Source organism: Streptomyces sp. NPDC004732 (assembly GCF_040609235.1).
GTDB lineage: Bacteria > Actinomycetota > Actinomycetes > Streptomycetales > Streptomycetaceae > Streptomyces.
On sequence record NZ_JBEXJR010000002.1, the window covers coordinates 767,894 to 794,094 of the forward strand.

Here is a 26,201-nt window from a genome sequence, read left to right on the forward strand (position 1 = left end):
ACCTTCAGTGCGGCAGCAGTGGGACTGCCGTGCACCTAGGAGGAGCCGTGGACAGCGGAGCAGCCGGGACGTCGGGAAGAAACGAGCAGCGCGTCGGGCTGCTGAACGGCTTCGCCGCCTACGGGATGTGGGGCCTCGTCCCCATCTTCTGGCCGCTCCTCAAACCGGCCGGTGCCGTCGAGATCCTCGCCCACCGGATGGCCTGGTCCCTCGTGGTGGTCGGCATCGCGCTGCTCTTCGTACGACGCTGGGACTGGGCGCGCGAGCTGCTGCGCCAGCCGCGCAGGCTCCTGCTGGTGACGGTCGCCGCGGCGGTCATCACCGTCAACTGGGGCGTCTACATCTGGTCCGTGAACTCCGGCCACGTCGTCGAGGCGTCCCTCGGCTACTTCATCAACCCGCTGGTCACCATCGCCATCGGCGTCCTGCTGCTCGGCGAGCGGCTGCGGCCGGTGCAGTGGGCGGCGGTCGGCGTCGGGGTGGCCGCGGTGCTCGTGCTCGCGTTCGGCTACGGCAGGCCGCCGTGGATCTCCCTCTGCCTCGCCTTCACCTTCGCCGCGTACGGCCTGGTGAAGAAGAAGGTCAACCTCGGCGGCCTGGAGTCCCTGGCCGCCGAGACCGCCGTCCAGTTCCTGCCCGCCGTCGCCTACCTGGGGTGGCTCGCCACGCAGGGCGACATCGTCTTCGGCACGGAGGGCACCGGGCACGCGGCGCTGCTCGCCGCCACCGGCGTGGTGACCGCCGCTCCCCTGGTCTGCTTCGGGGCGGCGGCGATCCGGGTGCCGCTCTCCACCCTGGGGCTCCTGCAGTACCTCGCTCCCGTCTTCCAGTTCCTGCTCGGAATCCTGTACTTCCACGAGGCGATGCCCGCCGAGCGCTGGGCGGGCTTCGCCCTGGTGTGGCTGGCGCTCTCCCTCCTGACGTGGGACGCGCTGCGGACGGCACGACGGAACGCGGCGCGGCTGGCTGCGGCGCGGGTGGTGGCTGCGGCTGATACCGGGGCCGGGGCCGGGCCCATCGCTGAGCGGGGCGAGCAGGAGGCGGCGGTCTGAGGGGCGAGGGGTGCGGGAGGGGGTGGCTCGGCTGCTCCCTCCCTTTTTGGTGGATGGGGTGGATGGGGTGGAGGGGGCGGATTGGCCGGTGGTGGGCGGCTAGCCGACCTCGCACGCAGGCAGAGCGGCCTGCGCCTCTGGTGTTCCACTCCGGCCTGCGGCCTTCTGCGGCAGGGACTCGGGGAGCCGCGCGCCGCCCCTTCCCTTCGCCCCCCATACGCCGACCGCCGCGACGGTCGTGCCCAGCGCCGCCATCACCAACGGCACCACCAACGCCACGCGGAACGCGGACAGATCCGCGCCGCCACCGCCCCCACCGACCCCTCCACCCGTTCCTCCCGAGACCAGACCGTGGACGGCGGTCACCGCGGATATCCCGATCGCGGCACCGAACTGTGTGGCCGTCTGCAGCAGCCCGCTCGCCAGGCCCTGCTCCTTCTCCGGCACACCGTCCGTCGCCGCGATCATCTGCGGGCCGAGCGTGAGCGCGAAGCCGAGGCCCGCGAGGAGCAGCGTCGGGAACATCGCCAGGTACGGCCAGTCCGCGCCGACCGGCAGGAAGACGCCGTACCCCACGGTGGCCAGCAGGAAGCCGCCGAAGATCACGCGCTCGTTGCCGAACCTCCGGACCAGGCGCGGCGTGAGCGTCGGCGACAGGAACACGTCGCAGCCCAGCACGATCATCGCGACGGCGGTCTGCCACGACGACCAGCCGCGCAGTTCCTGGAGGTAGAGCGTCAGGACGAACTGGAAGCCCATGAAGGCCCCCAGGTACAGCAGTGCTCCCGTCCCGGCCCGCGCCACGGACCCCGTGCGGAAGATCCCGAGGCGCACCAGCGGATCGTCCGTACGCCGCTCCACCCGCACGAAGACAGCGACCAGCACCAGACCAGCGACCGCCGCGCCGACCGTCAACGGCCAGCCGGAGAAGCCGTGCTCCAGCCGCACGATGCCGAAGGCCAGCAACAGCATGGCCCCGGCCGCCGCGACGGCACCGGGCAGGTCGAACCGCCGCGGGGCACGGGGGGCGTGCTGGGCAGCCACCCCGGCCCCGGCCGCCTCGTCGGCCCGCTTCGGAATGAGCCGGACCCCCACCGCGAGGATCACGCCCGCGAAGAACACCGGCGTGAAGAACACCCACTGCCAGCCGAGTTCGGTGAGCAGCCCGCCCACCACCAGGCCGAGCGAGAACCCGCCCGCCGACGTCCCGGCGAAGATCAGCAGCGCCCTGTTCCGCTCGGACCCCTCCTCGTACGAGGTGGTGATGATCGACATCGCGGCCGGAGTCATGAACGCGGCGGCCACCCCGGTCACGAACCGAGCCACGACCAGCATCCAGCCCTCGGTCGCGAAGCCGCCGAGCCCGGAGAAGACCATGAAGACCACCAGCCAGCCGAGGAACATCCGCCGCCTGCCGAGCAGATCGGCCGCCCGGCCGCCGAGCAGCGTGAACCCGGCGTACCCGAGGACGTACGCGCTGATGACCCACGCGGCCGTGCCGGTCGAAAGTCCCAGGTCGGACCTGATGTCCGGGATCGCTATCGCGATCATCGCGATGTCGATGCCTTCGAGGAAGACCGTGCCGCAGAGGACGAGCAGTAACGCCCAGGCGCGTGCACTCATGACGGGACTCCTTACGGGCAGCACAGCAAGCAGGGGCGGTTACGCGGATGAGGGTCGGTTCCCTCTTGTAACCACTGGCATCCTGCGGCAGCATCGGGAGCCGTGGAAGAAGGCACTTCAAAGTCACCGAGTAACCTCCCGGGCACCGTGGACTACGGCGAAGCGGATCCCTTCCAGTGGGACACCCGCGAGGACTGCCAGGTGCGGCAGATCCTCGACCGGGTGGCCGACAAGTGGTCGTTGCTGGTCATCGCCCTCCTGGATCGCCGCCGTCTGCGCTTCACGGAGCTGCGGCGCGAGATCGACGGCATCAGCCAGCGGATGCTGACGGTCACGCTCCGGCAGCTGGAGCGCGACGGCCTCGTGAAGCGGACCGTGCACCCCGTCGTACCGCCCCGGGTCGAGTACGAACTCACCCCGCTCGGCGGCACCTTGCACCACACGATCCAGGCCCTGGTCTCCTGGACGGAGGACCACCAGAACGAGATCGCCGCGGCCCGGGCCGACTACGACGCGCGGACCGCCGAGGAGGAGTCGGCGTCCAGCTCGCGGTCCGAGCCATTCCAGAGTGCCGCTCGCACCGCCCCCGCACGATCCGGGACCGCCCCGACCTGACCCTCAATCGCCCCTTAGGTGACAGAGGTTCGCCGTGTGGCGCGCGTCGGCATCGCGTAACCGCTATAACTGGTTACCATGACCACCCTGCACTGGAAGCTCGTCATCGACGCCACCGACCCGCACGCCCAAGCAGCGTTCTGGGCCGCGACCTTGGGCTATGAGGTCGAGGACAACAGCGCACTGATCGAGCGCCTCCTCGGCCTCGGCGCCGCCCCCGAGGCCGCGACCCTCGAGTTCGACGGCCGCCGTGCCTGGCGGGACCTGATCGCCGTCCGGCACCCCGACGACCCGTACGACGAGGCCAGCGGCACCGGCCTGGGCCGCCGGATCCTCTTCCAGCGGGTGCCCGAGGCCAAGAGCGGCAAGAACCGGCTGCACCTCGACGTGCACACCGGGCCGGGGCGCCGGGACGACGAGGTGACCCGCCTCGAAACGCTGGGCGCCGCCGTGGCGCGGCACGTCAAGGAGCCGGGAGGCGAGTGGGTGATCATGACGGACCCGGAGGGGAACGAGTTCTGCGTCCACTGACCGCTGCTTCAGCTAACCGCTGCTTCGACTGGCCACTGCTTCAACTAACCGCCCAGAGCGGTTCCCTCCGCAGGCTTCCGCAGTATCTCGACCAGCGCCGAGATGCTGTGGTCGCGATGCCCCTCGGCGACCGCCCGCCGCACCAGGTCGTTCATCGGGGCGAGCCAGGAGACGTCGATGCCGCCCTCCTCGGCCATGTCTTGGTCGTACTCGGCCGCCGCGTCGAAGAGGCCGACCGTCGACGCGGGCCGCGTGTAGTCGCCGGAGTCGATCTCCTGGGCCAGGGTCGGCAGGATCGAGGCGATCATCTCCAGCCACTTGACCTCGTACCGCACCATCGAGCCGACCTCAAGACCGCGCGCCTGGAGCAGCGCTGCCCCCTGGAAGAAGCCCATCAGTGCGGGGAGCAGCGTGCTGCCGACCGCCATCTCGTAGAGGGCGGCGAGGTCCGGGTCGGTGCCGAGGTGGACGGTGTCGCCGCCGAGCACCTTCAGCGTCGCCTCGTACGCGTCGAACGTCGCACGGTCACCCGCGTAGTAGAGCAACGTGTCCGGGTTCCCCACGGCCCCCGGCACGTTCTTGACGGCACCATCGAGGAATCGGGCGCCCCGCCCCGCCGCCCAGTCGGCCATCCCCCGGGCGCCGGACGGGGTGCCGGAGTTGAGCGTGACCAGAGTGCGCCCGGCCAGCGCGGCAGCCGCCGGTTCCAGAGCGGCGAGCGTGGCCTCGTACGTCGTCAGGCAAGCGATGACGAGAGGGCTCGCGGTGACCGCGTCCACGACCGCCGTCGCATGCGAGGCGCCCTTGGCGACGAGCGGGGCGGCCTTCTCCGCGCTGCGGTTCCACACGGTCGTCCCGTGCCCGGCCTCGATGAAGGCCTCGGCCAGTGCCGTACCCATCAGGCCGAGCCCGATGATCGTCACGGGCGTACGTGCGCCCGCCCCTGCAGCCGTACCCATGGCTGTGCCCTCGGCGTCCGTCATGGTCCGCCCCCGTTCCTGTAGTTGATCGCCTCCCCATGCTGTGTCGGTCGCCACGACCTCCTCAAGTACGCACTAATTAGTGCGTGGTTACCTTTGGGTGAGGGCACGTACCCGTCGGCACGTCGGATCAGGAAGGCCTGGCCGCATGGCAGCGCAGTCGCGCGCCCACCACCTCCTCCTGGCTGTCTGCGCCGCCTTCGCCCTGCTGTCCCTCGTCCTCGTCCCGCTCACCCTGCCGCTCGGCTGGGACGAGACCGTCTACGCAAGCCGCTTCGCGCCGCACGCCCCCGCCACCCCCTTCAGCGCGCCCCGGACGCGGGGCGTCCCGTTCCTCATCGCGCCCGTGGCCGCCTGGAGCGACTCCGTCGTGCTGCTCAGGGTGTGGCTGACACTGCTCTCGACCACCGCCCTCTACCTGGGATTCCGCCCCTGGCTGCGCCCCCTGGGGCGGCCCGCGGCGGCCGCGGTCGCCGCCGCGCTGTACGGCGGCCTGTGGTTCGTGCTGTTCTACGCGAGCGCCGCGATGCCCAACCACTACACCGCCATGGGTGCCGTCGGAGCAGTCGGGCTCTTCCTCCGGGCGCGCCAGTCCCCCGCCACCCGCGCCGGGATCTTCACCGGTCTCGCCCTGGCCACCCTGATGCGGCCCAACGACGGTTTCGCCTTGGGCGCCCCCCTGCTGGCCGCCGCCCTGCTGGTCCCCGCCTGGCGGGGGCGGAGCCGCGTCCTGGCCGTGCTCGGTGGGCTCGCGGCGGGCGCGTTGCCGTGGGTCGTCGAGGCGTACGTACGGTTCGGCGGGCCCCGCGAACGGCTGGCGGAGGCCAGTGAAGTGCAGGGGACCCTGCGCCCGCTGCTCTCCTTCGTCCATCACCTCACCGTCATGGACGGGCCGCTGCTCTGCCGCCCCTGCGACAGCGACCACATCCGCCCGCTCGCGGCGGAGTGGTGGCTCGTGCTGCCCTTCCTGGTGGCGGTGGGGGTGTGGTGGAGCGTGCGGGGCGGCTCCGGGGCGCGCCGAGAGCGCCACGAGCCGCGGCAGCCCGGCACCGCGGGCTTCCGGGCCGCGGGCTTCCGAGCCGCGGGCTCCCGCGGGTGCCTGCTCGCCGTGGTCGCCGCTCTGTGCGTCGCATTCCCGTACCTCCTCCTCGTCCCCTACGCCGCCCCGCGCTTCCTCGCCCCCACCCACGCCCTGCTCGCCCCGGCCGCCGCCCTCGGCGTGCTCGCCCTCGGCGACAGCGCCCTCGCGTCCCGGCGGCCGTACGTCGCCACCGCCACCCTGGGGCTCGCCCTCCTCGGACATCTCGCCGTTCAGCTCCCCCTCACCCAGAGCAACGCCAAGATCCAGGCGGGCGCCCGGGGCGACTGGGCGCGCGTCGCCGAAGTCCTGCACGACCACGGCGTCGGAGCCGGAGCCGGGGGCGGGGACAGGGACGGCCCTCCCTGTGTCCTGCGTGGCAACACCTCGGTGATCCCCGTCGCGTACGCCACCGGCTGCGCACCCGGCGGCCCGCGCGACCCGCGCCGCCCCACCGCCCTGGTCCTGCGCGATGCGGAACCCCCGGCCTGGGCCCGCGCCTGGCCCCGCCACCAGGTGCCCGACACCTACGCACCAGGGTGGGTCGTCCACGTACGCCCGTGAATGCGAGCACCGAACGAGCTCCACGCGCGCGTGCAACCGCGACAGGCGCGACGTGTCCCCGCGCGCGTGCGCACGCTATCCGGAACCCGCTGCCCGTTTTGCGGTCTTGACGTCACCTCAGTCCCGCCCGCACCATCAGGCAACTCCGAACTCGCGCGCGACTCGCCGACGGTCACACGCAACGGGCCCTACGCCCCGAGCACCCCACAACTCGCCGTCGGCAAAACGGACTTCACAACCCCACAGACCAGACCAGAGAGCGCAATCCACACCGCAATCCGCACGAACCGCGTGACACATCGCGTACGAGTTCGCATGTCACCCACGGAAACCGGAGCCCCCCACATGAAACTCTCCGTTCCCGGACGTTCCGCCGCGGCCGCAGTCATAGCCGTCGCCGGACTCCTGACGACCAGCGCGATATCCAACGCGACACCCGCCCCGAAGGCGGCCGCCGCTCCCGACATCTCCGTCGAGAACGTCAAGGCCCACCTCGCCGACCTGCAGTCCGTCGCCGACGCCAACGGCGGCAACCGGGCCCACGGCAGCGCCGGATACAAGGCCTCGATCGACCAGCTGAAGAAGAAGCTCGACGACGCCGGATTCACCACCTCCGTCCAGGAGTTCACGGCGGGCGGCGAGACCGGCTACAACCTGGTCGCCGACTGGCCCGGCGGCGACGAGGGCAAGGTCGTCATGGCGGGCGCCCACCTCGACAGCGTCTCCGACGGACCCGGCATCAACGACAACGGCTCGGGCTCCGCCGCCATCCTGGAGACCGCGCTCACCGTGGCCCGCGAGAAGTACAAGCCCACCAAGCACCTGCGGTTCGCCTGGTGGGGCGCCGAAGAGATCGGCATGGTCGGCTCCTCGCACTACGTCGACAGCCTGGCCGGCGCCGACCGTTCGAAGATCAGCTCCTACCTGAACTTCGACATGCTCAGCTCCCCGAACGCGGGCTACTTCGTCTACGACGACGACCCCACGATCGAGAAGACCTTCAAGGACTACTACGCGGGCAAGAACGTCGCCACGGAGCCGGACGACGAGGGCGACGGACGCTCCGACCACGCGCCGTTCCAGCAGGCGGGCGTGCCGGTCGGCGGCGTGTTCAGCGGCGCCGAGACCACCAAGTCGGCCGAGCAGGCGGAGAAGTGGGGCGGGACGGCAGGCGAGGCGTTCGACAAGTGCTACCACTCGTCCTGCGACGGCGTGTCGAACATCGACGGGACCGCGCTCGACCGCAACAGTGACGCGGTCGCGTACGCGGTGTGGGGACTCTCTTCGTAGAACAGGCCCCCCGTAAAACGGGCCTCTCGTAGAACAGCCTCTCGTAGAACAGGCCTCTCGTAGAACAGGCCCTGCGGCGCGCCCTTAGAGCACTCTCTAGGGCACTCCCTGGACGGCATTGCTTGCACGTGCATATAGTGCACGTGCAAGCAATCGCCGCGCGCAAGCAACGCCGTGCGCAAGCAACCCAGGGGGATCCCATGACCCGCAAGTTCCTCTTCGTCCTCGGCAGCGCCCGCCCTGAGGGCAACACGGAGATCCTGGCCCGCAAGGCGGCCGAGCAGCTCCCCTCGGACGTGGAGCAGCGCTGGCTGAACCTGGCGGAGCTGCCGCTGCCCGACTTCGAGGACCGGCGCCACGACGGCACCCGCCCCCGGGCCCGCCCCCGCCCCACCGGCGACAACGAAGCGACGCTCCTGGACGCCACCCTGGAGGCCACGGACATCGTCATCGTGTCGCCCCTGTACTGGTACTCGCTGTCGGCCACCGTCAAGCGCTACCTCGACTACTGGGACGCGTGGCTGGAGACTCCCGAGATCGCCTTCAAGGACACCCTCAAGGACCGCACCCTGTGGGGCGTGACGGCGCTCGCGCACCGCGAGGAGGAGGTGGCGGACCCGCTGATCGGCACGCTGCGCAACACGGCCGCCTTCTTCCCCATGCGCTTCGGCGGCGTCCTGCTCGGCAACGGCACCCGGCCCGGCCACGTCCTGGAGGACGACGAGGCCCTGGCGCGCGCCAAGACCTTCTTCGCGCAGGAGCCGCCGCTGGCCCGCTACCCGTACGACAACTGACAGCGGCGCCCCGAACGGGTCCCCTACGCCATGACGTCCTTCGCCCCGAACCGCGCCCATGCCGCCGAGCCGAACACGGCCGCGTACAACCCCTGCATCTGCAGGTTCTTGATGATGTCGTCCCAGTAGACGGGCTCGCGCATCAGGTCGGCGAAGGACAGCCAGTAATGCGAGAAGAAGTACGGGTGGAGGCCGTGCAGCTGCGGGATCTGGTCCAGGATCTGGACCGTGATCAGCAGTCCGACGGTCGTCGCCATCGCCGCGATGCCGCTGCTCGTGAGCGTGGAGACGAAGAGGCCGAGCGCCGCCACACCGATCAGTGACACGGCGACGACGAGCGCGATCAGCAGGGCCCGCAACAGCCCTTCGCCGAAGCCCATACGGGTGCCGGAGATCGTGGTGACCTCGCCGAGCGGGAAGAGCAGCGCGCCGGTCGCGAGCGCGGACACGGCCACGACCAGGGTCGCGACCAGGCAGAACGTCAACGTGGTCGCGTACTTCGCGAGGAGCAGCCTGGTCCGTCCCGCGGGCGCGACCAGGAGGTAGCGGAGCGTTCCGGCGTTGGCCTCGCCCGCGACCGCGTCTCCCGCGATGACGCCGATCGCCATCGGGAGGAAGAACGGCAGGGTCGCGGCGAGCGCGGTGAAGACCAGGAACAGGCCGTTGTTGGTGATCTGCGCGATGAAGGCGGGCCCGCCCTCGTCGCCGCCTCCGCCGATCGTGGAGCCGTCGCTGGTCTCGATCTTGACGGCGATGCCGACGAGGATCGGCACGGCGGCCAGCACACCGAGCAGCGCGAGGGTCCGCCAGCGGCGGAAGGTGATCCCGAGCTCACTGCGGAAGAGGCCGAGCGTCCAGAGCCGACGGACCTCCCGCGGGCCGCCCGCCGGTTCCGGCCCGGAGCCGTCCATGACCTCAGCGGCCTCAACGGCCTCAGCCCGCGACATCGAAACCCTCTCCCGTCAGTGCCACGAACGCATCCTCCAGAGAGGCCCGTTCGAGTCCGAATCCGCGGACGCGGACGCCCGCTCCGACCAGTGCGGCGTTCAGCTCGGCCAGCTCCACTTCCCGGCCGCTCTCGTCCTGGGCCGGTGGTTCGCCCGTCACGCGGTCCTCCGTCACGGCCAGGTCGGTCACGCCGTGCTCCTTCAGGACGCGCGCGGCGTCGCCCGTGTCCGGTGTCGTCACGACGAGCCTGCCCCGCGCGCCCGCCGCGAGTTCGGCGACCGGTCCCTGGGTGATCAGGCGCCCCTGGGTCATCACGGCCGCGTGCGTGCAGACCTGCTCGATCTCGTCGAGGAGGTGCGAGGAGAGGAAGACGGTCGTGCCCTCCGCCGCCAACTCCCGCACCAGGGTGCGGATCTCGCGCATGCCCTGCGGGTCGAGGCCGTTCGTCGGCTCGTCGAGGACGAGGAGCCTGCGCGGCTGGAGCAGCGCGGCGGCGAGCCCGAGCCGCTGTTTCATGCCGAGGGAGTACGCCTTCGCCTTCTTGCCCGCGGCCGCGGTGAGCCCGACCCGGTCCAGCGCCGCCTCGGCCCGCGCGCGCCGGGTCCGCGGGTCGGCGGTGGGGTCGGCGGAGTCGTAGCGCAGGAGGTTGTCGCGGCCCGAGAGGAAGCCGTAGAGGGCGGGGCCCTCGATCAGCGCGCCCACGTGCGGGAGCACGCTGCGCGTGGCGCGCGGCATGGCACGGCCGAGGACCTGGGCGCGTCCGGAGGTCGGCTCGATGAGGCCCATCAGCATGCGGATCGTCGTCGTCTTGCCCGAGCCGTTCGGCCCGAGAAAGCCGAAGACGCTGCCCTCCGGGACGGTGAGGTCGAGCCCGTCGACGGCGAGGTGCTTTCCGTAGCGCTTGGTGAGCCCCTGCGTCTCGATGACGTGCTTCACCGCGTCCGCTTCCCCCACCGAGCTGCCGTTGGTACTCGGCACGTTGCCCTCCCTCGTGCGACGAGACGGATGGAAGGTGCCCAGGCAGGCACCTTCCATCCGTCTTCCCCTATGTCATACGCACCACTACGTAGTACGCGCCTTACTGGCGTGTCGTACTAGTGCGCGTCGTTCGCCGCCTTCACCAGCGCGTCCTTCGTGACCGCGCCCACGTAGACCTTGCCGTCGTCGGTGACGAGGGCGTTGATCAGGCGGGTCGAGAAGACCGTGCCGGAACCGAACTTGCCGTCGACCTGGTCGCCCAGCGAGTCGATCAGCTTCTGCGCGTCCGGCGGGACGTCGCCCGAACCGGCCGTCGGCAGGCCCTGGCCACCCGGCAGCTTCAGCTCGGCGATGGTGCTCCAGCCCTCACCGATGATCTTCGGTTCGTTGAGGTCGCCCTTGCCGAACTCCTCGGCGCCCTTGCCTCCCTTGTCCTTGAAGCCGCGGCCTTCCTTGCCGTGCTCGTCGGCCTCGGTGACCTTCGTGCCCTTGGGCGGCGTGAAGTCGAAGGTGGACGCGGACGGCTTGCCGAAGTCGACCTTGGTGAAGCCCGCGTCGACGACGGCCGCGCCACCGGAGGCCGGGGTCATGGTGAACTTCAGCGGCGTACCGGTCTTCTCGTCCACCGCGACGGTGATCTGGCCGATCGTCGAACCTGACTGCTTCGGCTTGATCACCAGGCGGTACGCGTCGCGGCCCGCTACCTGTGCGGTGCCGTCGACCTTCACGGACGTGGTGCTGTCGACGGCCTTGAGGGCCTGCTCGGCGAACTCCTTGGGGGTGGAGGGCACCTCACCGTCGAGCCCCTTCGGTACGCCCTCTTCGCCCTTGCCGTGCTTCCCCTTACCGTGCTTCTCCGAAGAGGCGCCTTCGTCCTTGGCGTGGTAGGCCTCGTTCGACGCGCTGTCGTACGCCCACACGTCGTCGCCGTTGTGGATCATGCTGTACTCGGAGGCGTCCTCCAGGACGGACACCTTCTGCTTGTCGGGGCCGTCGGCCGCGACGCGCAGCGTGTGCGTACCGGACGCCAGCTCCATCAGCTTGCTCTTGGGGTCGGCCGCCGAGCCCTGCTGCCCGCCGTCCTCGCCCCGGTCCGCGCCGCCACCGCCGCCGAAGCCGCCCGCCATGCCGCCGACCGACGGCAGGCCCAGGTCAGTGCTGATCTTGACGTTGCCGGACAGCTGCTGCGTGTCCGAAGCGGCGATCTTCTCGATGAGCTCCTGTGCGGTGACCTTCGGCAGGTCCGGGTCGCCCGACGTGGCGAGCGCCGGGACGAGCCCGATGGTCGCCGCCGCCACCCCCGCCACCGCGATCGGGACCGCATAGCGGGCCGCCTTGCGGCGTCCCGCGCGCAGTTCCCCGGCCTCGCTGGTGTCCTTCTCCGGTTCGTACGGTGCCATTGTCTGCCTTACCTCCGTGGTCGGCGGCGGCCTTACCTGTACGTGCCTTCGTCCACCCTGTGCCGCCATTCTCACCCGAATTGGTCAGGAGTGGTTGTTCTCGCTGGACTCCATCCGACCAAATCGGCCAACGAGAAGCGTCAGACCCCGGGCGCAACTCCACGTACTGCCCTGGGATGACATGAAACGGCGGCGCCTCCCCCATCCCGTAGGGGTAGACACCGCCGATCAAAAGGGAGGGCACTCAGCCCGCCCGGTGCACCACCAGGTCGCAGAGCTCCACCAGGGACGCCTTCGCGTCGCCCTCCGGCAGCGGCCCCAGCGCGGCCCGTGCGCCCTCCGCGTAGCAGACGGTGTCCCTGCGGGCGTCTTCCAGCGCGGGGTGCGCGCGCAGCCGTACGAGGGCCTCAGCGTGCCGCGCGTCGTCCGTGAGGTCCGAGTCGAGCAGCTCGCACAGTGCGATGTCCTCGGCGAGGCCGAGCCGCGCCGCACGCTCGCGCAGGCGCAGCACCGGCAGCGTGGGGATGCCCTCCCGCAGGTCGGTGCCCGGCGTCTTGCCGGACTCGTGCGAGTCGGACGCGATGTCGAGCACATCGTCGGCGAGCTGGAAGGCGACGCCGAGCCGCTCTCCGTACTGGGTGAGGACGTCGACGACGGTCTCGTCGGCGCCGGACATCATCGCGCCGAACCGGCAGGCCACGGCGACCAGCGAGCCGGTCTTGCCCCTGAGCACGTCGAGGTAGTGGTCGACCGGGTCGCGGCCCTCGGTCGGCCCCGCGGTCTCCAGGATCTGGCCGGTGACCAGGCGCTCGAACGCCTCGGCCTGGATGCGGACGGCCTCCGGGCCGAGGTCGGCCAGGATGTAGGAGGCGCGGGCAAAGAGAAAGTCGCCGGTCAGGACGGCGACGGAGTTCCCCCAGCGCTGGTTGGCGCTCGGTACTCCACGGCGCACGTCCGCCTCGTCCATGACGTCGTCGTGGTACAGCGTCGCCAGGTGCGTCAGCTCGACGACGACCGCGGAGGGCACGACACGCGGCGCGTACGGGTCGCCGAACTGGGCAGCGAGCATCACGAGCAGCGGACGGAAACGCTTGCCCCCGGCACGGACGAGGTGCTGGGCGGCCTCGGTGATGAAGGGCACCTCGCTCTTGGTGGCCTCGAGCAGTCCCTCCTCGACAGCCGCCAATCCGACCTGGACATCGGCTTCGAGAGCCTGGTCCCGCACGCTCAGCCCGAAAGGCCCGACGACGGTCACGAGAGGTTCTCCTGTCTGCTGACGATCACACGGCCAACTCGGTCGATCATTGGATCTCGGTCGATGACACGGGTTTGTCGATGTGTCGCTGCCATCACTCAAGTCAGCGTATCCGGTCGACTTTCGATCACGGCGAGCACCTGCCCGCCCGTCGCACGTCGAAGCCCTGGTCGGCGCGGTGCGAGAGGCCCCTTCCGCCCGCCCGGCACACCAGCCCGCGCGGTGACCGAAGCTCACCGGTATGTTCTTGATCAGCCCATACGACTGACAAGACCGTCCTGCACCACAAGAACCGTAACGACCGGGAGAAGACTCTTTGTCCCGTACTACGGCCGAGTACGAGCCGCCCGCCGAGCCGCCCGACGACCCCCCGCCGGGTGACGACCACGCCTTCTTCGGGCAGCCGCGCGGCCTGCTCACGCTCTCCGGCCTGGAGGTCTGGGAGCGCTTCTCGTTCCTCGGCATGCAGGCCATCCTCGTCCTCTACTTCGCCGACTCCGTCGCGAACGACGGCATGGGGATGGATGCCGGTACGGCCGCGTCGGTGTCAGCGGCGTACGGCACTCTGGTCTATCTGGTCTCCGTGGCAGGCGGCTGGCTCGCCGACCGCATTCTGGGCTCGTACCGCGCGGTGCTGTGGGGCGGCATCCTCATCGCCTGCGGCCACTACTCGATGGCCGTGCCGACGCCGACGATGACCTGGGTGGGCCTCGGCCTGATCAGCGCGGGCACCGGCCTGCTCAAGCCGAACGTCGCCTCGATGGTCGGCAAGCTCTACCGCACCGAGGACCAGCGCCGCGACGCGGGCTTCGCGCTGTACTACATGGCGATCAACGTGGGCGCCTTCGCGGGCCCACTGATCACCGGCTGGCTCGGCGACCACAAGGGCTGGCACTGGGGCTTCTCCGCGGCCGCCATCGGCATGACCTTCGGTCTGATCCAGTACGTCGCCGGGCGGCGTCACCTCGCGGGGCGCAAGGCCTCCGCGGAGTTCGCCCTGCCTCGGGAGGCGATGCGCCGCGCGGTCCTCATGATCGTCGCCGGCTGTGCCGTCGTCGCCGCGCTCGCGGGGCTCCTCGCCGCCGTCGGCTGGCTGACCATGGACCGCTTCGTCGACCTGCTCACCCTCATCTCGGTGATCGCGCCGGTCGTCTACTTCGCGGTGATGTTCCGCAGCCCGCGCGTCACGGGCGAGGAAAGGCGCCGACTGCGTCCCTACGTAGTGCTGTTCCTCGCCTCCGTAGTCTTCAACTTCATCCTCTTCCAGGCGTACTCGACGATGATGCTCCTCGCCGCGTCGAACGCCGAGACGTCGATCCTCGGCTACCACTTCCCCGCCAGCTGGTACGCCTCCGCGCTCGGCGCCTTCGAGGTGGCGCTCGCGCCGGTCGTCGCCGCCGTCTGGGCGCGGATGGGCCCGCGCCAGCCGCACGCGTCCAACAAGATCGCGTTCGGCGTGATCCTGGGCGGCCTGTCGTTCCTCCTGATGGTGCTGCCCACCTCCGGGCACGCCGACGACACCTACAAGATGGCGGCCTGGTGGATCGTCGGCTCCTACCTGCTGCTCGGGCTCGGCGACATCCTCCTGGAGACCTCGGGAATGTCGGCGACGACGAAGCTCGCCCCCAAGGCCTTCGCCAGCCAGACCATGGCGCTGTGGTTCCTCTCCCTCGCGCTCGCCAACGGCATCCAGGCGCAGGTCGTGAAGTTGTACGGAGAGGTCTCCACCCCGGCGTACTTCGGCGTGAACGGCGCGATCGCCGTGCTCGCGGGCATCGCCGTGATCGCACTGGCGCCGTGGCTGCGCCGCACCATGCACCCCGTCCACTGAGGACACCCCGTCCACTGAGGTTCCACTCATGCAGATCCGCGACTCCTACCCGTACGAGACCACCCGCGAGGACTTCCGCGTACCCCTCGCCGACGGGACCACGCTCTACGCGCGCGTGTGGCGCCCTGTCACCGACGAGCCCGTCCCCGTGCTCCTGGAGTACCTCCCCTACCGCCTGAGCGACTGGACGGCGCCCCGGGACTGGCAGCGGCACCCCTGGTACGCGGGCCACGGCTACGCCTCCGTGCGGGTCGACGTCCGCGGGCACGGCAACAGCGAGGGCCTGCCCACCGACGAGTACTCGGCGCAGGAGCTGGCCGACGGCGTCGAGGTGGTGAACTGGCTGGCCGCGCAGGAGTGGTCGAGCGGCAAGGTCGGCATGTTCGGCATCTCCTGGGGCGGCTTCAACTCCCTCCAGATCGCGGCGCTCGCGCCCGAGCCGCTCAAGGCGATCGTCACGGTCTGTTCGGCGGACGACCGCTACGACAACGACGTGCACTACATGGGCGGTTCCGTCCTCGCGGTGGACATGCACGCATGGGCGGCGACGATGCTGGCCTTCGTCTCGCGCCCGCCGGACCCGTACTTCGTGGGTGACGCGTGGCGCGAGATGTGGCTGACGCGCCTGGCGGCCGTCGAGCCCTTCATCCACACTTGGCTGGACCACCAGACCCGGGACGACTACTGGCGGCACGGCAGCGTCTGCGAGGACTACTCCGCGATCGGTGCCGCGGTCCTCGCGGTGGGCGGCTGGCACGACCCGTACCGCGACACGGTCCTGCGGCTCGTCGAGCACCTCCCCGACGACCAGGTACGAGGGCTCATCGGCCCCTGGTCGCACCAGTACCCGGACCGGGGCCTGCCGCCGGGCCCCTCGATCGGGTTCCTCCAGGAGACCCTGCGCTGGTGGGACCACCACCTCAAGGGCATCGACACCGGGGTGATGGCCGAGCCGAAGCTCCGCTCCTGGATCAGCGACTCCCACCCGCCCGCGACGGTCTACCCGGAGCTGCCCGGCGGCTGGGTCGGCGATCCGTCCTGGCCGTCCCCGAACGTCACCCCCGTCCAGTACGCCCTCCAAGGCACGCCCGTCGTGGTCGACTCCCCTCAGCACACGGGCCTGGACGCGGGCCGCTACTTCCCCTTCGGCAACGACGCGGACCTGCCGCCGGACCAGCGGGACGAGGACGCGAAGTCGGCGTGCTTCGAGTTCGAGGTCCCCGCGGAGGTACGGGTCCTCGGGCGCCCCAGGGTGACCCTGCGGCTGCGGATGGACGTGCCGTACGGCCAGGCCGTCGCCCGCCTCTGCGACATCGCGCCGGACGGCTCGTCCACCCTCGTCACCCGGGGCGTGCTCAACCTGTCCGCGCGGAACGGCAGGGACCGCGTGGCCCCCTGGCCCCTCGGCGGCACGGAGGACGTGACCTTCGAGCTCAACGGCATCGGCCACACCTTCCCGCCGGGGCACCGCATCCGCCTCGCGGTGTCCTCCGCCTACTGGCCCTGGATCTGGCCGCAGGCGGATTCGGTGGGCTTCACCCTGGAGCCGGTGGGCAGCTCCCTCGAACTGCCGGTGCGCGAGGGCGGCTTGGACCCCTCGATCACCTTCGGGCCCGCCGAGCAGTCCGAGCCGCTGGGCGTGGTGTATCCGGCGACCCTGGACGAACAGCGGCCCGAGCGTCTTGTCGTACGCGATGTCGCCAAGGGCGAGTGGCGGCTCGAGGTCGACCCGCGTTACGGCGGCACGCGCGTGTACCCCGACGGTCTTGAGTTCACCGAGGACGCCGTGGAGACGTACACGATCCAGGAGGACGATCCGCTGAGCGCCCGCACCCGCTCGGACTGGACGATCCGCCTGCACCGGCCCGACCTCGGCTGGGACACGCGCGTCGAGTCGCGCTCGGAGATCACCTGCGACGCGGCGGACTTCATCACCTCGAACGAGGTGGTGTGCAAGGACGGCGACGAGGTCGTCTTCCACCGGACCTGGGAGCGGCGGATCCGGCGGACGGCGGGCTAGGAAGGGCTGCGGGTCAGGAAGGGCCCTGGGCTCGCAGCAGACGGTCGAGGACGACGGCGATGCCGTCGTCCTCGTTCGAGAGGGTCAACTCATCAGCCACCGCTTTTAGTTCCCCATGGGCGTTGGCCATGGCCACCCCGTGTGCGGCCCACAGGAACATGGGGATGTCATTGGGCATGTCACCGAAGGCGATCGTGTCGGCGGCCGTCAGGCCGAGCCGCTCGGCGGCCAGCGCGAGCCCGGTCGCCTTGGTCACTCCGCACGGCTGGAGCTCCACCGTGCCGGGCCCCGACATGGTCACCGAGGCGAGCGAGCCCACCGCGTCCCGCGCCACCGCCGCCAACTCGTCGTCCGCCAGCTTCGGGTGGCGCAGCAGCACCTTGCTGATGGGCTCCTCCCACAGCACGTCCCGCGCGGGCACCCGCACCGCGGGGAGCGTGGGGTGCGGCATCTCGTAGCCCGGCTCGATGAGCGTGAGGCCCTCCACGCCGTCCTGGTCCACGGCCGCGTGGACCTGCCCGACCTCCGCCTCGATCTTCCCGAGCGCGGCCTCGGCGAGCTCGCGGTCGAGCGTCACCGACCACTCCATCCGGTTCGCCCCGGCGTCGTACAGCTGAGCGCCCTGGCCGCAGACGGCCAGGCCGTCGTAGCCGAGTTCGTCGAGGAGGGGGCGCACCCGGGGGGCCGGGCGGCCTGTCACCACGAGGTGCCGGGCGCCCGCCGCGCCCGCGGCGGCCAGCGCCCGCCGCGACCGGTCCGAGACCGTGTCGTCGCCGCGCAGCAGCGTCCCGTCCAGGTCAGTGGCGATGAGTGCATATGCGAGGGGAGCGGACATGATCCAGAGAATACGGATCCTGGGCCCCGCCGGAAGCTGCTTGGCAAGGTGCGCATACGCGTGGGTGAGACCGGACCGCATCGGCGCCCCGCCGGTTCACCGGAAAGTGGAGGATTACATTCCGGCATGCCTCGTTCCGACTATGCCGCACCACCTGCGGTACTGCGTCGAACCCCGGCGCACGGCCCACACCGAACCCTCGCGCACGCCCCCTGCCCGTCAGCCGTATGCGGCCGCCAAGTGCCACGCCAGGCGCGGCGAGGCGAACTCCGTGCCGCACACGAACCGCATCACCGGGCCGAACGACGAACCGCCCAGCATCCCGGTGAAGTACAACCCGGGGACGGACGAGCAGTATCCGGCGCCCAGCTTCGGCGTGCCGCGGCTCGCCGCGAGGCGGGCGCGCAGGCCGTGGCCGAGGAAGTCCATCGCCGCGAGGTCCACCCGGTACCCGGTCGCGGCGATGACGTGGTCGGCGGAGAGCTCCGCCACGCGGCCGCCCAGCGTCTCCACTGTCAGGACGGGCTGCCCCTGCGCCACGCGCGTGGCCCTGATCCGGCGCACCTCGTGCGTGCGGACCTTGCCCTCGAAGCGGTCCCGCAGCCACCACGCGCCGAGCGGCCCCAGAATGCGCCGGACCAGGAAGTGCCGTGCCTGGGGCGGCAGATGGCGGTACGGATCGGCGTGGTAGCTGATCGCGTACAGCGACCATGCGCGGCCGAAGGGCGATTCGGGGCGGAACTTCGGCTGCCGCCACGGCGGTTCGCCGAAGGCCACCGAGCCCTTGCCACGGGCCACCACCCGCACCTGCGCGCCCGCCTCGGCGGCGAGCACGGCCGTCTCCAGGGCGGACTGGCCCGCCCCGACGACGATCAGGTCGCGGCCCGCGAAGCGGGCCAGGTCGTGGTGGTGGGAACTGTGCGAGACGGGGCCGGTGGCGGAAGGCCCGTCCGGCACCGCCCCAGCGAGCTCGCGCGGCAGCCGCGAGAGGCCCGAGAGGCCCGTCGCCACGACGACCGCGCGGGCCGTGAACTGCTCCCCGGAGTCCAGCTTCAGGTCGAAGCCTCCCTGACCACCAGCCGGGGCGCGGCGGTCCACCGAGACGACCTTCACGCGCTCAAGCCCGGGGACGAGCCGGTGCTGGAACCACTCTCCGTAGGCCACGAAGGTCTCTACCGGGATGATGTCCTCGTCCGTGACGAGGCGCCGGACACCGGCCGCGTCGCAGTAGTCGGCGAGGGTGTGGCCGCGCTGCGGCGCGTCGATGCTGGAGGCGGCGGGGGTGGACTTCAGCAGCATCCCTTGGGGCATGTGGGCACGCCAGCTCACCATCGGGTCGCCGAACACCCGCACCGGAATGCCGCGCGCCCGCAGATGGGCGGCGGTGGACAGGCCGTACGGCCCGGCTCCGATGACTGCTACCGGTTGCGTCACGAAGTCCCTCCCCAGGGCGTCACGTTGCGGTGGTGCTGCCGCGGCGCTGGGTGCGCCAAAGCTGGTGCAGATGCTTCACCCCGGGCCTCACACAGCGCGCGAGCATCGTGAAAAACGGCTTCATGTCGTCGGCGGCGAGCCACGCGAGCTCCGTGCCGCTCGCGCGGGCGGGCGCGTGCGGCGTCGTGTATCCACTGCGGCGGTAGGCGAGGAGGGCGGGCAGGTCGATGTTCTCCACGACATACCGATGGCCGGTGCGCTGGTCACCCTCGGGGACGGCGCGCCCCGTCAGGTCGAGGTGCAGGGCACGGACGACGTCGATCTCCGACTCGTTCTCGAAGAGCCGGAACTGGGCGCCCATGCGGGGGTTGAAGTCCAGCAGCTTGTACTGACCGTCGCGCCGGTCGAAGCGCAGGTCCAGGTCGATGATGCCGGTGAAGCCGATCTGCTTGATGAAACGCGTGGCGAGATCGGCTAGTTCCGGGTTGTCGACGACGTACGCGTTCGACGTCATCCCCGCATGCGGCGGCCAGGAGCGGACCTTGACCCCCGTGAACAACGCGCGCGGGACGGAGTCCGCGTCGAAGTACGCGTGCACGATCCAGTCCTCGGCCTCTTCCCGGGGCAGATACTCCTGGAGGATCACGCCGGGCCGCTCGCCCCAGTCACGGGCGAGGGCGAGGAGGCCGCCGGGGGTCTCGATACGGGTGGTGCCGTGCACCGCGGGACACTTCCGCCGCGTGAAGGCCTCGCGGTTCTTGGCCACCACGGGGAACCGCGCACTGGCCGCGAACTCCGCGACGTCCGCCGGGCTTTCCGGAAAGGTGGCCGTGGGCGAGGCGATGCCGTGCTCCACGCACAGTCCGTGCAGGCCCTGCTTGCTCGCCAGTTGTCGGGGCAATTCCGCTTCCACGCGCGGGAAGAGGAATCCGCCGAATCCTGTGCCGTCTCCGGAGAGCTCGTCCTGATGTTCGGCGATCAGGACGGCAGCCTCCTCATCCGTGGGGATGAGAACGGCCGGTCTGCCTATGCGGCGCCCGACCCGCAGTAACCCCTCCACCAGTCGTTCCGGCTCTTCGGTGCCGGTGGTCGGCCAGGGGAAGGCGCCCGTCAGATGGCGGGAAGCGGCAGCCGGTGTGTAACGGTCCTCCGTGATCGCGTACATGGGAACGCCCAGTCGGCCGAGGCTGCGGATCGCTCCCACACCACCGTGGTGCAGCGGGTAGTCGCCGAACTTGACGATCAGTCCCGGGACGTTCTGGTCCGGCGCGAGCGGCGCACTGGCGGCGATCCTGGCCACGGGTTCCCCCCACGTATGCCAAACCGATTGGGACCCCACCCAGCCCGCGTCCCCCAAAGAAAGCTAGGCCGGAATCGGAAAGTCCAGCAAGACTTATCCGGACATTGCTAACTCTTTAGACACTGCCGCAACAGGGGCCTCCACACGTAACGTGTGGCACACCCCTAAGGAAAGCGAGGCAGGTACGCATGTCCGAGCAGACCCCGCTCGACCCGGCCGCCGGTGACTCCACCGACCTTCCCGGAGGCGATCCCTTCGGCCTTCCCGAGGGCGACCCCTTCGGGCCCCACAACCTTCCCTACGGCGTGTTCTCCCTGGCCGGGGAGGCGGACGGACGACGCAGGGTGGGGGTGCGACTCGGCTCGTACGTCCTGGACGCGGGCGCCGCGGCCGCCGCGCTCGGCTCCCCCTACGTGTCGCTCCTGGCGCGGCCCACGCTGAACCCGCTGCTCGCCGCGGGCCGCAGGGCCTGGTCGGACGTGCGGCGCGCCCTGACCGCATGGGTGACGGTGCCGGCCCACCGGGAGGCCGTACGCCCCCTGCTGCACCCCCTCTCCGAAGTCACCCTCCACCTGCCCTTCGAGGTGGCGGACTACGTCGACTTCTACGCTTCCGAGCACCACGCGACCCACCTGGGCAAGATGTTCCGCCCGGACTCGCCGACGCCGCTGACCCCCAACTGGAAGCACCTGCCGATCGGTTACCACGGCCGGTCCGGCACGGTGGTCGTCTCCGGGACGGACGTCGTCCGCCCTTCGGGCCAGCGCAAGGCGCCCGCCGACGCGGCCCCCGTCTTCGGCCCGTCCGTCCGGCTCGACATCGAGGCGGAGGTCGGCTTCGTCGTCGGCGCCTCCTCGGAGCACGGGACCCCCGTCCCGCTGGCGGACTTCCGGGAGCACGTCTTCGGACTGACCCTGCTCAACGACTGGTCCGCGCGCGACATCCAGGCCTGGGAGTACGTTCCGCTGGGGCCGTTCCTCGGCAAGTCGTTCGCCACGTCGGTCTCCGCGTGGATCACCCCGCTGGAGGCCCTGGACTCGGCGCGGATCGCACCCCCGGAGCGCACGCACGAGCTCCTGCCCTACCTGGACGACTCCGCGGAGTCCGTGGCGGACGAGCCCGGCGGCTACGACCTGCACATGTCGGTCACCCTCAACGGCCAGGTCATCTCGGAGCCGCCGTTCTCCACCGTGTACTGGACGGCCGCGCAGCAGCTGGCGCACATGACGGCCAACGGCGCCTCGCTGCGCACCGGCGACCTGTACGGCTCGGGCACGGTCAGCGGCCCCGAGGCCGGTCAGTACGGCTCACTGATCGAGATCACCTGGAACGGCCGCGACCCCCTCGAACTCCCCGATGGCAAGCGGACGTTCCTGGAGGACGGCGACGTGGTCACGCTCTCGGCCTGGGCGCCCGGACCCGACGGCACCAAGGTCGGACTGGGTGAGGTGACGGGCCGGATCACGTCCGCACGCTGAGCCCGGCACCCCTGCACCAACAACTTGTACCGACCGCTTGACACAAACCCCCGAGCGAGGTGAACTTGTACTCGGCGCTTGATACAAGCGAGCGCCGAGTACAGGTCCGGGCCCGACCACCCGGCACCACTCACTCGGGGGTTCACACATGCACGACACCGGCACGGACACGGACACACGCGCCCGCACCCACACCCGCACCCGCACTCACATCGCCCCACCACTCCCACCCGTCCCTCCAGAGACAGCCGCGCGCGCCCGCGTCGATCTGTACGCCCGCTGGGCGGGGCTGGCCGCCGGTGCCGCCGTGGCCTGGGCCGTGGCCTCCCGTGACGACGGCCTGGGCATCGGGATCCTGTACGCCATCCCGGCGTTCGGCCTCTGCGCCGTCGCAGGAGTACTGCTCGGCGACACCCTCACGCCCCCACCGCGCGGCGCGGTGCGCAGCGCCGACCTCACGCCGCGCAGAGCCCGGGACTACGTGCCGCCCCGGACCACCCGCCTGCTCGCCGCCCAGGCGCTCGCACTGATCACCCTCCTCGTCGCGGCGGCCGCCATGGCCGCACCGGACGACCAGGGCCGCGCCGGGCGCACCCTCTCCGCCACCTGCCAGGGCATGACGGAGACGGTCGGCCCCTGGCCCGGACTCTTCTACGGCGCACCGGTCCTGGCCTCGCTCGCCATCGGCACGGCCGCGTGCGCGTGGTCCCTGCGCCGCATCACCCGCCGCCCCTCGGAGGAACAGCCGCGCCGCGACCGGGCGTTGGCGATCACCGCGGCCTGGGGCCTGCTGGTCTCCACTCCCCTGCTGGGGACCACGACGTTCGCCGCCGGTGCCCTGCTCGGCCTCGACTGCATGGGCGCGTCCGGGACCGGCTGGATCCTGATCCCCGTGGCCCTCTCCGCGGCGTCCACCATGACGTGGTCCCTGACCACGATCGTCTCCCCCCGGGCAGGCCGCCGATGACGGGCCCGGCCAGAAGCGCCGCCGTCCGGGTCGACACCACGAGCCCCGTCCCGCCCTACGAACAGATCCGGGCCCAGCTCTCCGCCCTGATCACCACGGGCCGCCTCCCCGAGGGCGAACGTCTCCCGCCCGTCCGCCAGCTCGCCGCCGACCTGGGCCTGGCGGCAGGCACCGTGGCCCGCGCCTACCGCGAGCTGGAATCGGCCTCCCTGATCCACACCCGCCGGGGCGCCGGTACGAGGGTCGCCCCGCTTCCGGCGGGCACCTCCGATCCTGACCCGGCACAACTTGCCGCGCTGGCCCGGCAGTTCGCCGCGGCGGCCCGCGCGCTGGGGGCGGACGAATCGGAGGCCCTCCGGGCGGTGCGGGAGGCGTGGGGCGCGCCCTGACCTCGCCGAACGCGCCCCTGCCGGGTCAAGACCCCGACACTCGTTCACACGTACGTGGGCACCTATGAGGGTTCCTCCCCGATACCCTGAACAACCCGGTGAGACTCCTTCCCCAAGCTCTCAACTTCGTTCGAGCAGGGGAGACCCCATTAGGGAGCACTGATGAGCGTCGAACCCGAGGCTTCCGGGCCCACGTGGCCGGTCCCGCCCAAGGGTGGCTGGACCGCCGACGACCTGGACCGGCTTCCGAATCTGCCTCCGCACACGGAGCTGATCGACGGGAGCCTCGTCTTCGTGAGTCCGCAGACCATCTTTCATGAGTCGGCCGTCGACTTTTTCAAGTGGCAGCTACGATCTCTGGCCCCACGCGGGCTCGTGGTCCGTCGCGAGATGACAGTCGTGCTCGACAACCGCAACCGGCCGGAGCCAGACGTGGTGGTACTACGTAAAGGGGCGGTCACTGGTCCCAGCCAGACCCAGTTCAAGGCGGAGGACGTCATCCTGGCGATCGAGGTGGTCTCTCCCGACTCAGAAGTCCGTGACCGCGAGGCCAAGCCACGGAAGTACGCGCAGGCCGGAGTGGCTCACTTCTGGCGCGTGGAGAACGACAAGGGCCGCCCTGTGGTCTACGTGTTCGAGCTGGAACCCGCGTCCCGTCAATACGCACCCACAGGGATCTTCCACGACGACCTCAAGGTCTCCGTACCTTTCCCGATCTCGCTGGACCTCACCGAGATCATTCGTGACATCGAGGAGACCTAGAGCGCCCGCCGGGCCGGGGGCGCTGAGGCGAAGCCCTTATGAGGTCCAGTCCGGCTCCTCATCCCCCCAGTCCGGCTCCACCTCATCGCTCATCAGCCGCTCGGCCCCGCCAGAAGGCCCGCTCGACGACGGCGCACCCGAAGCCTCAACGACCGCAGGTGCCCCGCCCTGGAACTCCGCGACGACTCCGACCACACCCTCGCCGTACGTCGCCCGCTTCTTCTCGCCCACTCCGCTGATGCCCGACAGGTCCGACACGGACGCGGGTCGCAGGGTCGCGATCTCGCGGAGGGTCGCGTCGTGGAAGATCACATACGCGGGGACGCCCTGCTCCTTCGCCTGAGCGGCGCGCCAGGCCCGGAGCGCCTCGAAGAGCGGGACCACTTCCTGGGGCAGCTCGGCGACCGCCGCCGCCGACTTCGCCTTGCGCTCGCCCTTGGAGGACCGCGCCGCCGGAGCCCGCTTCGGCTCCTTGCGCAGCCGCACCTCGCGCTCCCGGCCCAGGACGGAGCTGCTCGTCTCGGTGAGGACCAGCGTGCCGTACTCCCCCTCGACCGCGATCAGGCCCTGGGCGAGGAGCTGCCGGATCACGCCCCGCCACTCGGCCTCCGCCAGCTCCTCGCCGATTCCGAAGACCGAGAGCTGGTCGTGGTCGAACTGGATGATCTTCGCGGTCTTCTTGCCGAGGAGGATGTCGATGATCTGGCCCGCGCCGAACTTCTGACCGCGCTCGCGCTTCAGGCGCACGACCGTGGAGAGCACCTTCTGCGCCGCCACCGTGCCGTCCCAGGTCTCGGGCGGGGTCAGGCAGGTGTCGCAGTTGCCGCAGGACTGCGCGGCCGATTCCTGGCCGAAGTAGGTCAGGAGCTGGGCGCGGCGGCACTGGGCGGTCTCGCAGAGCGCCAGCATCGAGTCCAGATGGGAGGAGGCGCGGCGGCGGAACGCCTCGTCGCCCTCGCCGCCCTGGATCAGCTTGCGCTGCTGCACGACGTCCTGGAGGCCATAGGCCATCCACGCCGTGGAGGGCTGGCCGTCACGGCCCGCGCGGCCCGTCTCCTGGTAGTACCCCTCGACCGACTTGGGCAGGTCGAGGTGGGCGACGAAGCGGACGTCCGGCTTGTCGATGCCCATGCCGAAGGCGATCGTGGCGCAGACGACGAGGCCTTCCTCGCGCAGGAAGCGGGACTGGTTCGTCGCGCGCGTGCCGCCGTCCAGACCCGCGTGGTACGGGACGGCCTCGATGCCGTTCTTGCACAGGAACTCGGCGGTCTTCTCCACCGAATTGCGCGAGAGGCAGTAGACGATCCCGGCGTCGCCCGCGTGCTCCTCCTTCAGGAAGGCGAGGAGCTGCTTCTTCGGCTCGGCCTTCGGCACGATGCGGTACTGGATGTTGGGCCGGTCGAAGCTCGCCACGAAGTGCTTGGCGTCGGGCATGCCGAGCCGCTGGGTGATCTCCCGGTGCGTGGCATCGGTGGCCGTGGCGGTCAGGGCGATCCGCGGCACGTCCGGCCAGCGCTCCCCGAGGAGCGAGAGCGCGAGATAGTCGGGCCGAAAGTCGTGGCCCCACTGGGCGACGCAGTGCGCCTCGTCGATGGCGAAGACGGAGATCTTGGCCCGGCCGAGAAGGTCCAGGGTCGCGTCCAGGCGCAGCCGCTCCGGCGCCAGATAGAGCACGTCGAGCTCGCCCGCGAGGAGCTCCGCCTCCATCACGCGCCGCTCGTCGAAGTCCTGCGTGGAGTTGATGAACCCGGCGCGCACGCCGAGCGCCCGCAGCGCGTCCACCTGGTCCTGCATCAGCGCGATGAGCGGGGAGATCACGACGCCGGTGCCCGGCCTGACCAGGGCCGGAATCTGATAGCAGAGGGACTTGCCGCCACCGGTCGGCATGAGGACGACTGCGTCCCCGCCGCCCACCACGTGCTCGATGATCGGTTCCTGCTCGCCGCGGAAGGCGTCATAACCGAAGACGCGGTGGAGCGTGCGCAGGGCGTCGCTCTCCGTCACGGTGCTGCCGGTTGCCGCGCCCGGCGTCGGTACCGACGCCGTCACCTCGCTCATGCCCTTGGTCCCATCCATC

General features: G+C 70.8%; 22 protein-coding genes. 12 read left to right on the forward strand and 10 right to left on the reverse strand.

The window, feature by feature from the left end; translation table 11 throughout:
• Positions 1–47 precede the first annotated feature (47 nt).
• Positions 48–1,052: an EamA family transporter RarD gene (gene rarD / locus ABZV77_RS08195; RefSeq protein ID WP_356251810.1), complete on the forward strand. Its 1,005-nt coding sequence runs from the start codon at positions 48–50 to the stop codon at positions 1,050–1,052.
• A gap of 99 nt (positions 1,053–1,151) precedes the next feature.
• Here rarD and ABZV77_RS08200 read toward each other — a convergent pair whose 3' ends face one another.
• On the reverse strand, positions 1,152–2,675 hold the full coding sequence (locus tag ABZV77_RS08200; protein WP_356251813.1) for an MFS transporter: 1,524 nt from the start codon (positions 2,673–2,675) through the stop codon (positions 1,152–1,154).
• 102 nt (positions 2,676–2,777) lie between these two features.
• Here ABZV77_RS08200 and ABZV77_RS08205 point away from each other — a divergent pair, with 102 nt between their 5' ends.
• Positions 2,778–3,290, forward strand: a complete 513-nt coding sequence (locus ABZV77_RS08205; RefSeq protein WP_356251816.1) for a helix-turn-helix domain-containing protein — start codon at positions 2,778–2,780, stop codon at positions 3,288–3,290.
• A 78-nt stretch (positions 3,291–3,368) separates the two neighbouring features.
• A complete protein-coding gene (locus tag ABZV77_RS08210) occupies positions 3,369–3,821 on the forward strand; it encodes a VOC family protein (RefSeq protein ID WP_356251819.1) in 453 nt (150 codons plus the stop codon).
• Positions 3,822–3,865: 44 nt separating this feature from the next.
• On the opposite strand, the gene ABZV77_RS08215 is transcribed toward ABZV77_RS08210, so the two are convergent.
• Complete coding sequence (locus ABZV77_RS08215) at positions 3,866–4,804, reverse strand: NAD(P)-binding domain-containing protein (protein WP_356251822.1); 939 nt, start codon at positions 4,802–4,804, stop codon at positions 3,866–3,868.
• Between the two features lie 145 nt (positions 4,805–4,949).
• On the opposite strand from ABZV77_RS08215, the gene ABZV77_RS08220 reads away from it, so the two are divergent.
• From ABZV77_RS08220 to ABZV77_RS08230, 3 genes are all read left to right on the forward strand, one after another.
• Positions 4,950–6,443: a hypothetical protein gene (locus ABZV77_RS08220; RefSeq protein WP_356251825.1), complete on the forward strand. Its 1,494-nt coding sequence runs from the start codon at positions 4,950–4,952 to the stop codon at positions 6,441–6,443.
• Positions 6,444–6,788: 345 nt separating this feature from the next.
• Entirely contained in the window at positions 6,789–7,733 is a 945-nt protein-coding gene (locus ABZV77_RS08225) for a M28 family metallopeptidase (protein ID WP_356251827.1), read from the forward strand.
• Positions 7,734–7,933: 200 nt separating this feature from the next.
• Positions 7,934–8,527, forward strand: coding sequence for an NAD(P)H-dependent oxidoreductase (locus ABZV77_RS08230; protein ID WP_356251830.1), 594 nt, complete (start codon positions 7,934–7,936; stop codon positions 8,525–8,527).
• A 23-nt stretch (positions 8,528–8,550) separates the two neighbouring features.
• Here ABZV77_RS08230 and ABZV77_RS08235 read toward each other — a convergent pair whose 3' ends face one another.
• The 4 genes from ABZV77_RS08235 to ABZV77_RS08250 all read right to left on the reverse strand — a co-directional run bounded on the left by ABZV77_RS08235 (position 8,551) and on the right by ABZV77_RS08250 (position 13,108).
• Positions 8,551–9,438 (reverse strand): ABC transporter permease, encoded by an 888-nt coding sequence (locus tag ABZV77_RS08235; protein ID WP_356252399.1) that lies wholly within the window; start codon positions 9,436–9,438, stop codon positions 8,551–8,553.
• Between the two features lie 22 nt (positions 9,439–9,460).
• Positions 9,461–10,453 carry an ABC transporter ATP-binding protein gene (locus ABZV77_RS08240; protein WP_356251832.1) on the reverse strand — a complete coding sequence of 331 codons (993 nt, stop codon included), beginning with the start codon at positions 10,451–10,453 and terminating at the stop codon, positions 9,461–9,463.
• A gap of 116 nt (positions 10,454–10,569) precedes the next feature.
• A complete protein-coding gene (locus ABZV77_RS08245) occupies positions 10,570–11,853 on the reverse strand; it encodes a DUF2092 domain-containing protein (RefSeq protein WP_356251834.1) in 1,284 nt (427 codons plus the stop codon).
• Between the two features lie 244 nt (positions 11,854–12,097).
• Positions 12,098–13,108 carry a polyprenyl synthetase family protein gene (locus ABZV77_RS08250; RefSeq protein WP_356251837.1) on the reverse strand — a complete coding sequence of 337 codons (1,011 nt, stop codon included), beginning with the start codon at positions 13,106–13,108 and terminating at the stop codon, positions 12,098–12,100.
• A 316-nt stretch (positions 13,109–13,424) separates the two neighbouring features.
• Here ABZV77_RS08250 and ABZV77_RS08255 point away from each other — a divergent pair, with 316 nt between their 5' ends.
• Together ABZV77_RS08255 and ABZV77_RS08260 are read left to right on the forward strand one after the other, a co-directional pair.
• Positions 13,425–14,939, forward strand: a complete 1,515-nt coding sequence (locus tag ABZV77_RS08255; protein ID WP_356251840.1) for a peptide MFS transporter — start codon at positions 13,425–13,427, stop codon at positions 14,937–14,939.
• A gap of 28 nt (positions 14,940–14,967) precedes the next feature.
• Positions 14,968–16,959, forward strand: a complete 1,992-nt coding sequence (locus ABZV77_RS08260) for a CocE/NonD family hydrolase (RefSeq protein WP_356251843.1) — start codon at positions 14,968–14,970, stop codon at positions 16,957–16,959.
• 13 nt (positions 16,960–16,972) lie between these two features.
• Here ABZV77_RS08260 and ABZV77_RS08265 read toward each other — a convergent pair whose 3' ends face one another.
• From ABZV77_RS08265 to ABZV77_RS08275, 3 genes are all read right to left on the reverse strand, one after another.
• The gene (locus ABZV77_RS08265) at positions 16,973–17,794 is read right to left on the reverse strand and encodes an HAD family hydrolase (RefSeq protein ID WP_356251846.1); all 822 of its coding nucleotides are present in this window, start codon (positions 17,792–17,794) and stop codon (positions 16,973–16,975) included.
• A 219-nt stretch (positions 17,795–18,013) separates the two neighbouring features.
• Positions 18,014–19,228: an FAD-dependent oxidoreductase gene (locus ABZV77_RS08270; RefSeq protein WP_356251849.1), complete on the reverse strand. Its 1,215-nt coding sequence runs from the start codon at positions 19,226–19,228 to the stop codon at positions 18,014–18,016.
• 19 nt (positions 19,229–19,247) lie between these two features.
• Positions 19,248–20,528, reverse strand: a complete 1,281-nt coding sequence (locus ABZV77_RS08275; RefSeq protein WP_356251852.1) for an ATP-grasp domain-containing protein — start codon at positions 20,526–20,528, stop codon at positions 19,248–19,250.
• A gap of 188 nt (positions 20,529–20,716) precedes the next feature.
• Between ABZV77_RS08275 and fahA the strand changes: the two genes are divergently transcribed.
• The 4 genes from fahA (at position 20,717) to ABZV77_RS08295 (ending at position 24,124) form a co-directional block, all read left to right on the forward strand.
• The gene (fahA, locus tag ABZV77_RS08280) at positions 20,717–22,006 is read left to right on the forward strand and encodes a fumarylacetoacetase (RefSeq protein WP_356251855.1); all 1,290 of its coding nucleotides are present in this window, start codon (positions 20,717–20,719) and stop codon (positions 22,004–22,006) included.
• A gap of 148 nt (positions 22,007–22,154) precedes the next feature.
• Positions 22,155–22,973, forward strand: a complete 819-nt coding sequence (locus tag ABZV77_RS08285; RefSeq protein WP_356251858.1) for a hypothetical protein — start codon at positions 22,155–22,157, stop codon at positions 22,971–22,973.
• Positions 22,970–23,362 carry a GntR family transcriptional regulator gene (locus ABZV77_RS08290; RefSeq protein WP_356251861.1) on the forward strand — a complete coding sequence of 131 codons (393 nt, stop codon included), beginning with the start codon at positions 22,970–22,972 and terminating at the stop codon, positions 23,360–23,362. Before ABZV77_RS08285 ends, ABZV77_RS08290 begins: the two co-directional genes overlap by 4 nt.
• Positions 23,363–23,524: 162 nt before the next feature.
• Complete coding sequence (locus ABZV77_RS08295) at positions 23,525–24,124, forward strand: Uma2 family endonuclease (RefSeq protein ID WP_356251864.1); 600 nt, start codon at positions 23,525–23,527, stop codon at positions 24,122–24,124.
• A 36-nt stretch (positions 24,125–24,160) separates the two neighbouring features.
• On the opposite strand, the gene recQ is transcribed toward ABZV77_RS08295, so the two are convergent.
• The gene (recQ, locus tag ABZV77_RS08300; protein ID WP_356252402.1) at positions 24,161–26,182 is read right to left on the reverse strand and encodes a DNA helicase RecQ; all 2,022 of its coding nucleotides are present in this window, start codon (positions 26,180–26,182) and stop codon (positions 24,161–24,163) included.
• Between the last annotated feature and the right edge of the window lie 19 nt (positions 26,183–26,201).

Bases quoted from the DNA above. Each gene is read 5' to 3' on its own strand.
- ABZV77_RS08200 (WP_356251813.1), bottom strand. From the start codon at position 2,675: ATGAGTGCACGCGCCTGGGCGTTACTGCTCGTCCTCTGCGGCACGGTC.
- ABZV77_RS08210 (WP_356251819.1), top strand. From the start codon at position 3,369: ATGACCACCCTGCACTGGAAGCTCGTCATCGACGCCACCGACCCGCAC.
- ABZV77_RS08215 (WP_356251822.1), bottom strand. From the start codon at position 4,804: ATGACGGACGCCGAGGGCACAGCCATGGGTACGGCTGCAGGGGCGGGC.
- ABZV77_RS08220 (WP_356251825.1), top strand. From the start codon at position 4,950: ATGGCAGCGCAGTCGCGCGCCCACCACCTCCTCCTGGCTGTCTGCGCC.
- ABZV77_RS08225 (WP_356251827.1), top strand. From the start codon at position 6,789: ATGAAACTCTCCGTTCCCGGACGTTCCGCCGCGGCCGCAGTCATAGCC.
- ABZV77_RS08230 (WP_356251830.1), top strand. From the start codon at position 7,934: ATGACCCGCAAGTTCCTCTTCGTCCTCGGCAGCGCCCGCCCTGAGGGC.
- ABZV77_RS08235 (WP_356252399.1), bottom strand. From the start codon at position 9,438: ATGGACGGCTCCGGGCCGGAACCGGCGGGCGGCCCGCGGGAGGTCCGT.
- ABZV77_RS08245 (WP_356251834.1), bottom strand. From the start codon at position 11,853: ATGGCACCGTACGAACCGGAGAAGGACACCAGCGAGGCCGGGGAACTG.
- ABZV77_RS08260 (WP_356251843.1), top strand. From the start codon at position 14,968: ATGCAGATCCGCGACTCCTACCCGTACGAGACCACCCGCGAGGACTTC.
- ABZV77_RS08265 (WP_356251846.1), bottom strand. From the start codon at position 17,794: ATGTCCGCTCCCCTCGCATATGCACTCATCGCCACTGACCTGGACGGG.
- fahA (WP_356251855.1), top strand. From the start codon at position 20,717: ATGTCCGAGCAGACCCCGCTCGACCCGGCCGCCGGTGACTCCACCGAC.
- ABZV77_RS08285 (WP_356251858.1), top strand. From the start codon at position 22,155: ATGCACGACACCGGCACGGACACGGACACACGCGCCCGCACCCACACC.
- ABZV77_RS08290 (WP_356251861.1), top strand. From the start codon at position 22,970: ATGACGGGCCCGGCCAGAAGCGCCGCCGTCCGGGTCGACACCACGAGC.
- ABZV77_RS08295 (WP_356251864.1), top strand. From the start codon at position 23,525: ATGAGCGTCGAACCCGAGGCTTCCGGGCCCACGTGGCCGGTCCCGCCC.
- recQ (WP_356252402.1), bottom strand. From the start codon at position 26,182: ATGAGCGAGGTGACGGCGTCGGTACCGACGCCGGGCGCGGCAACCGGC.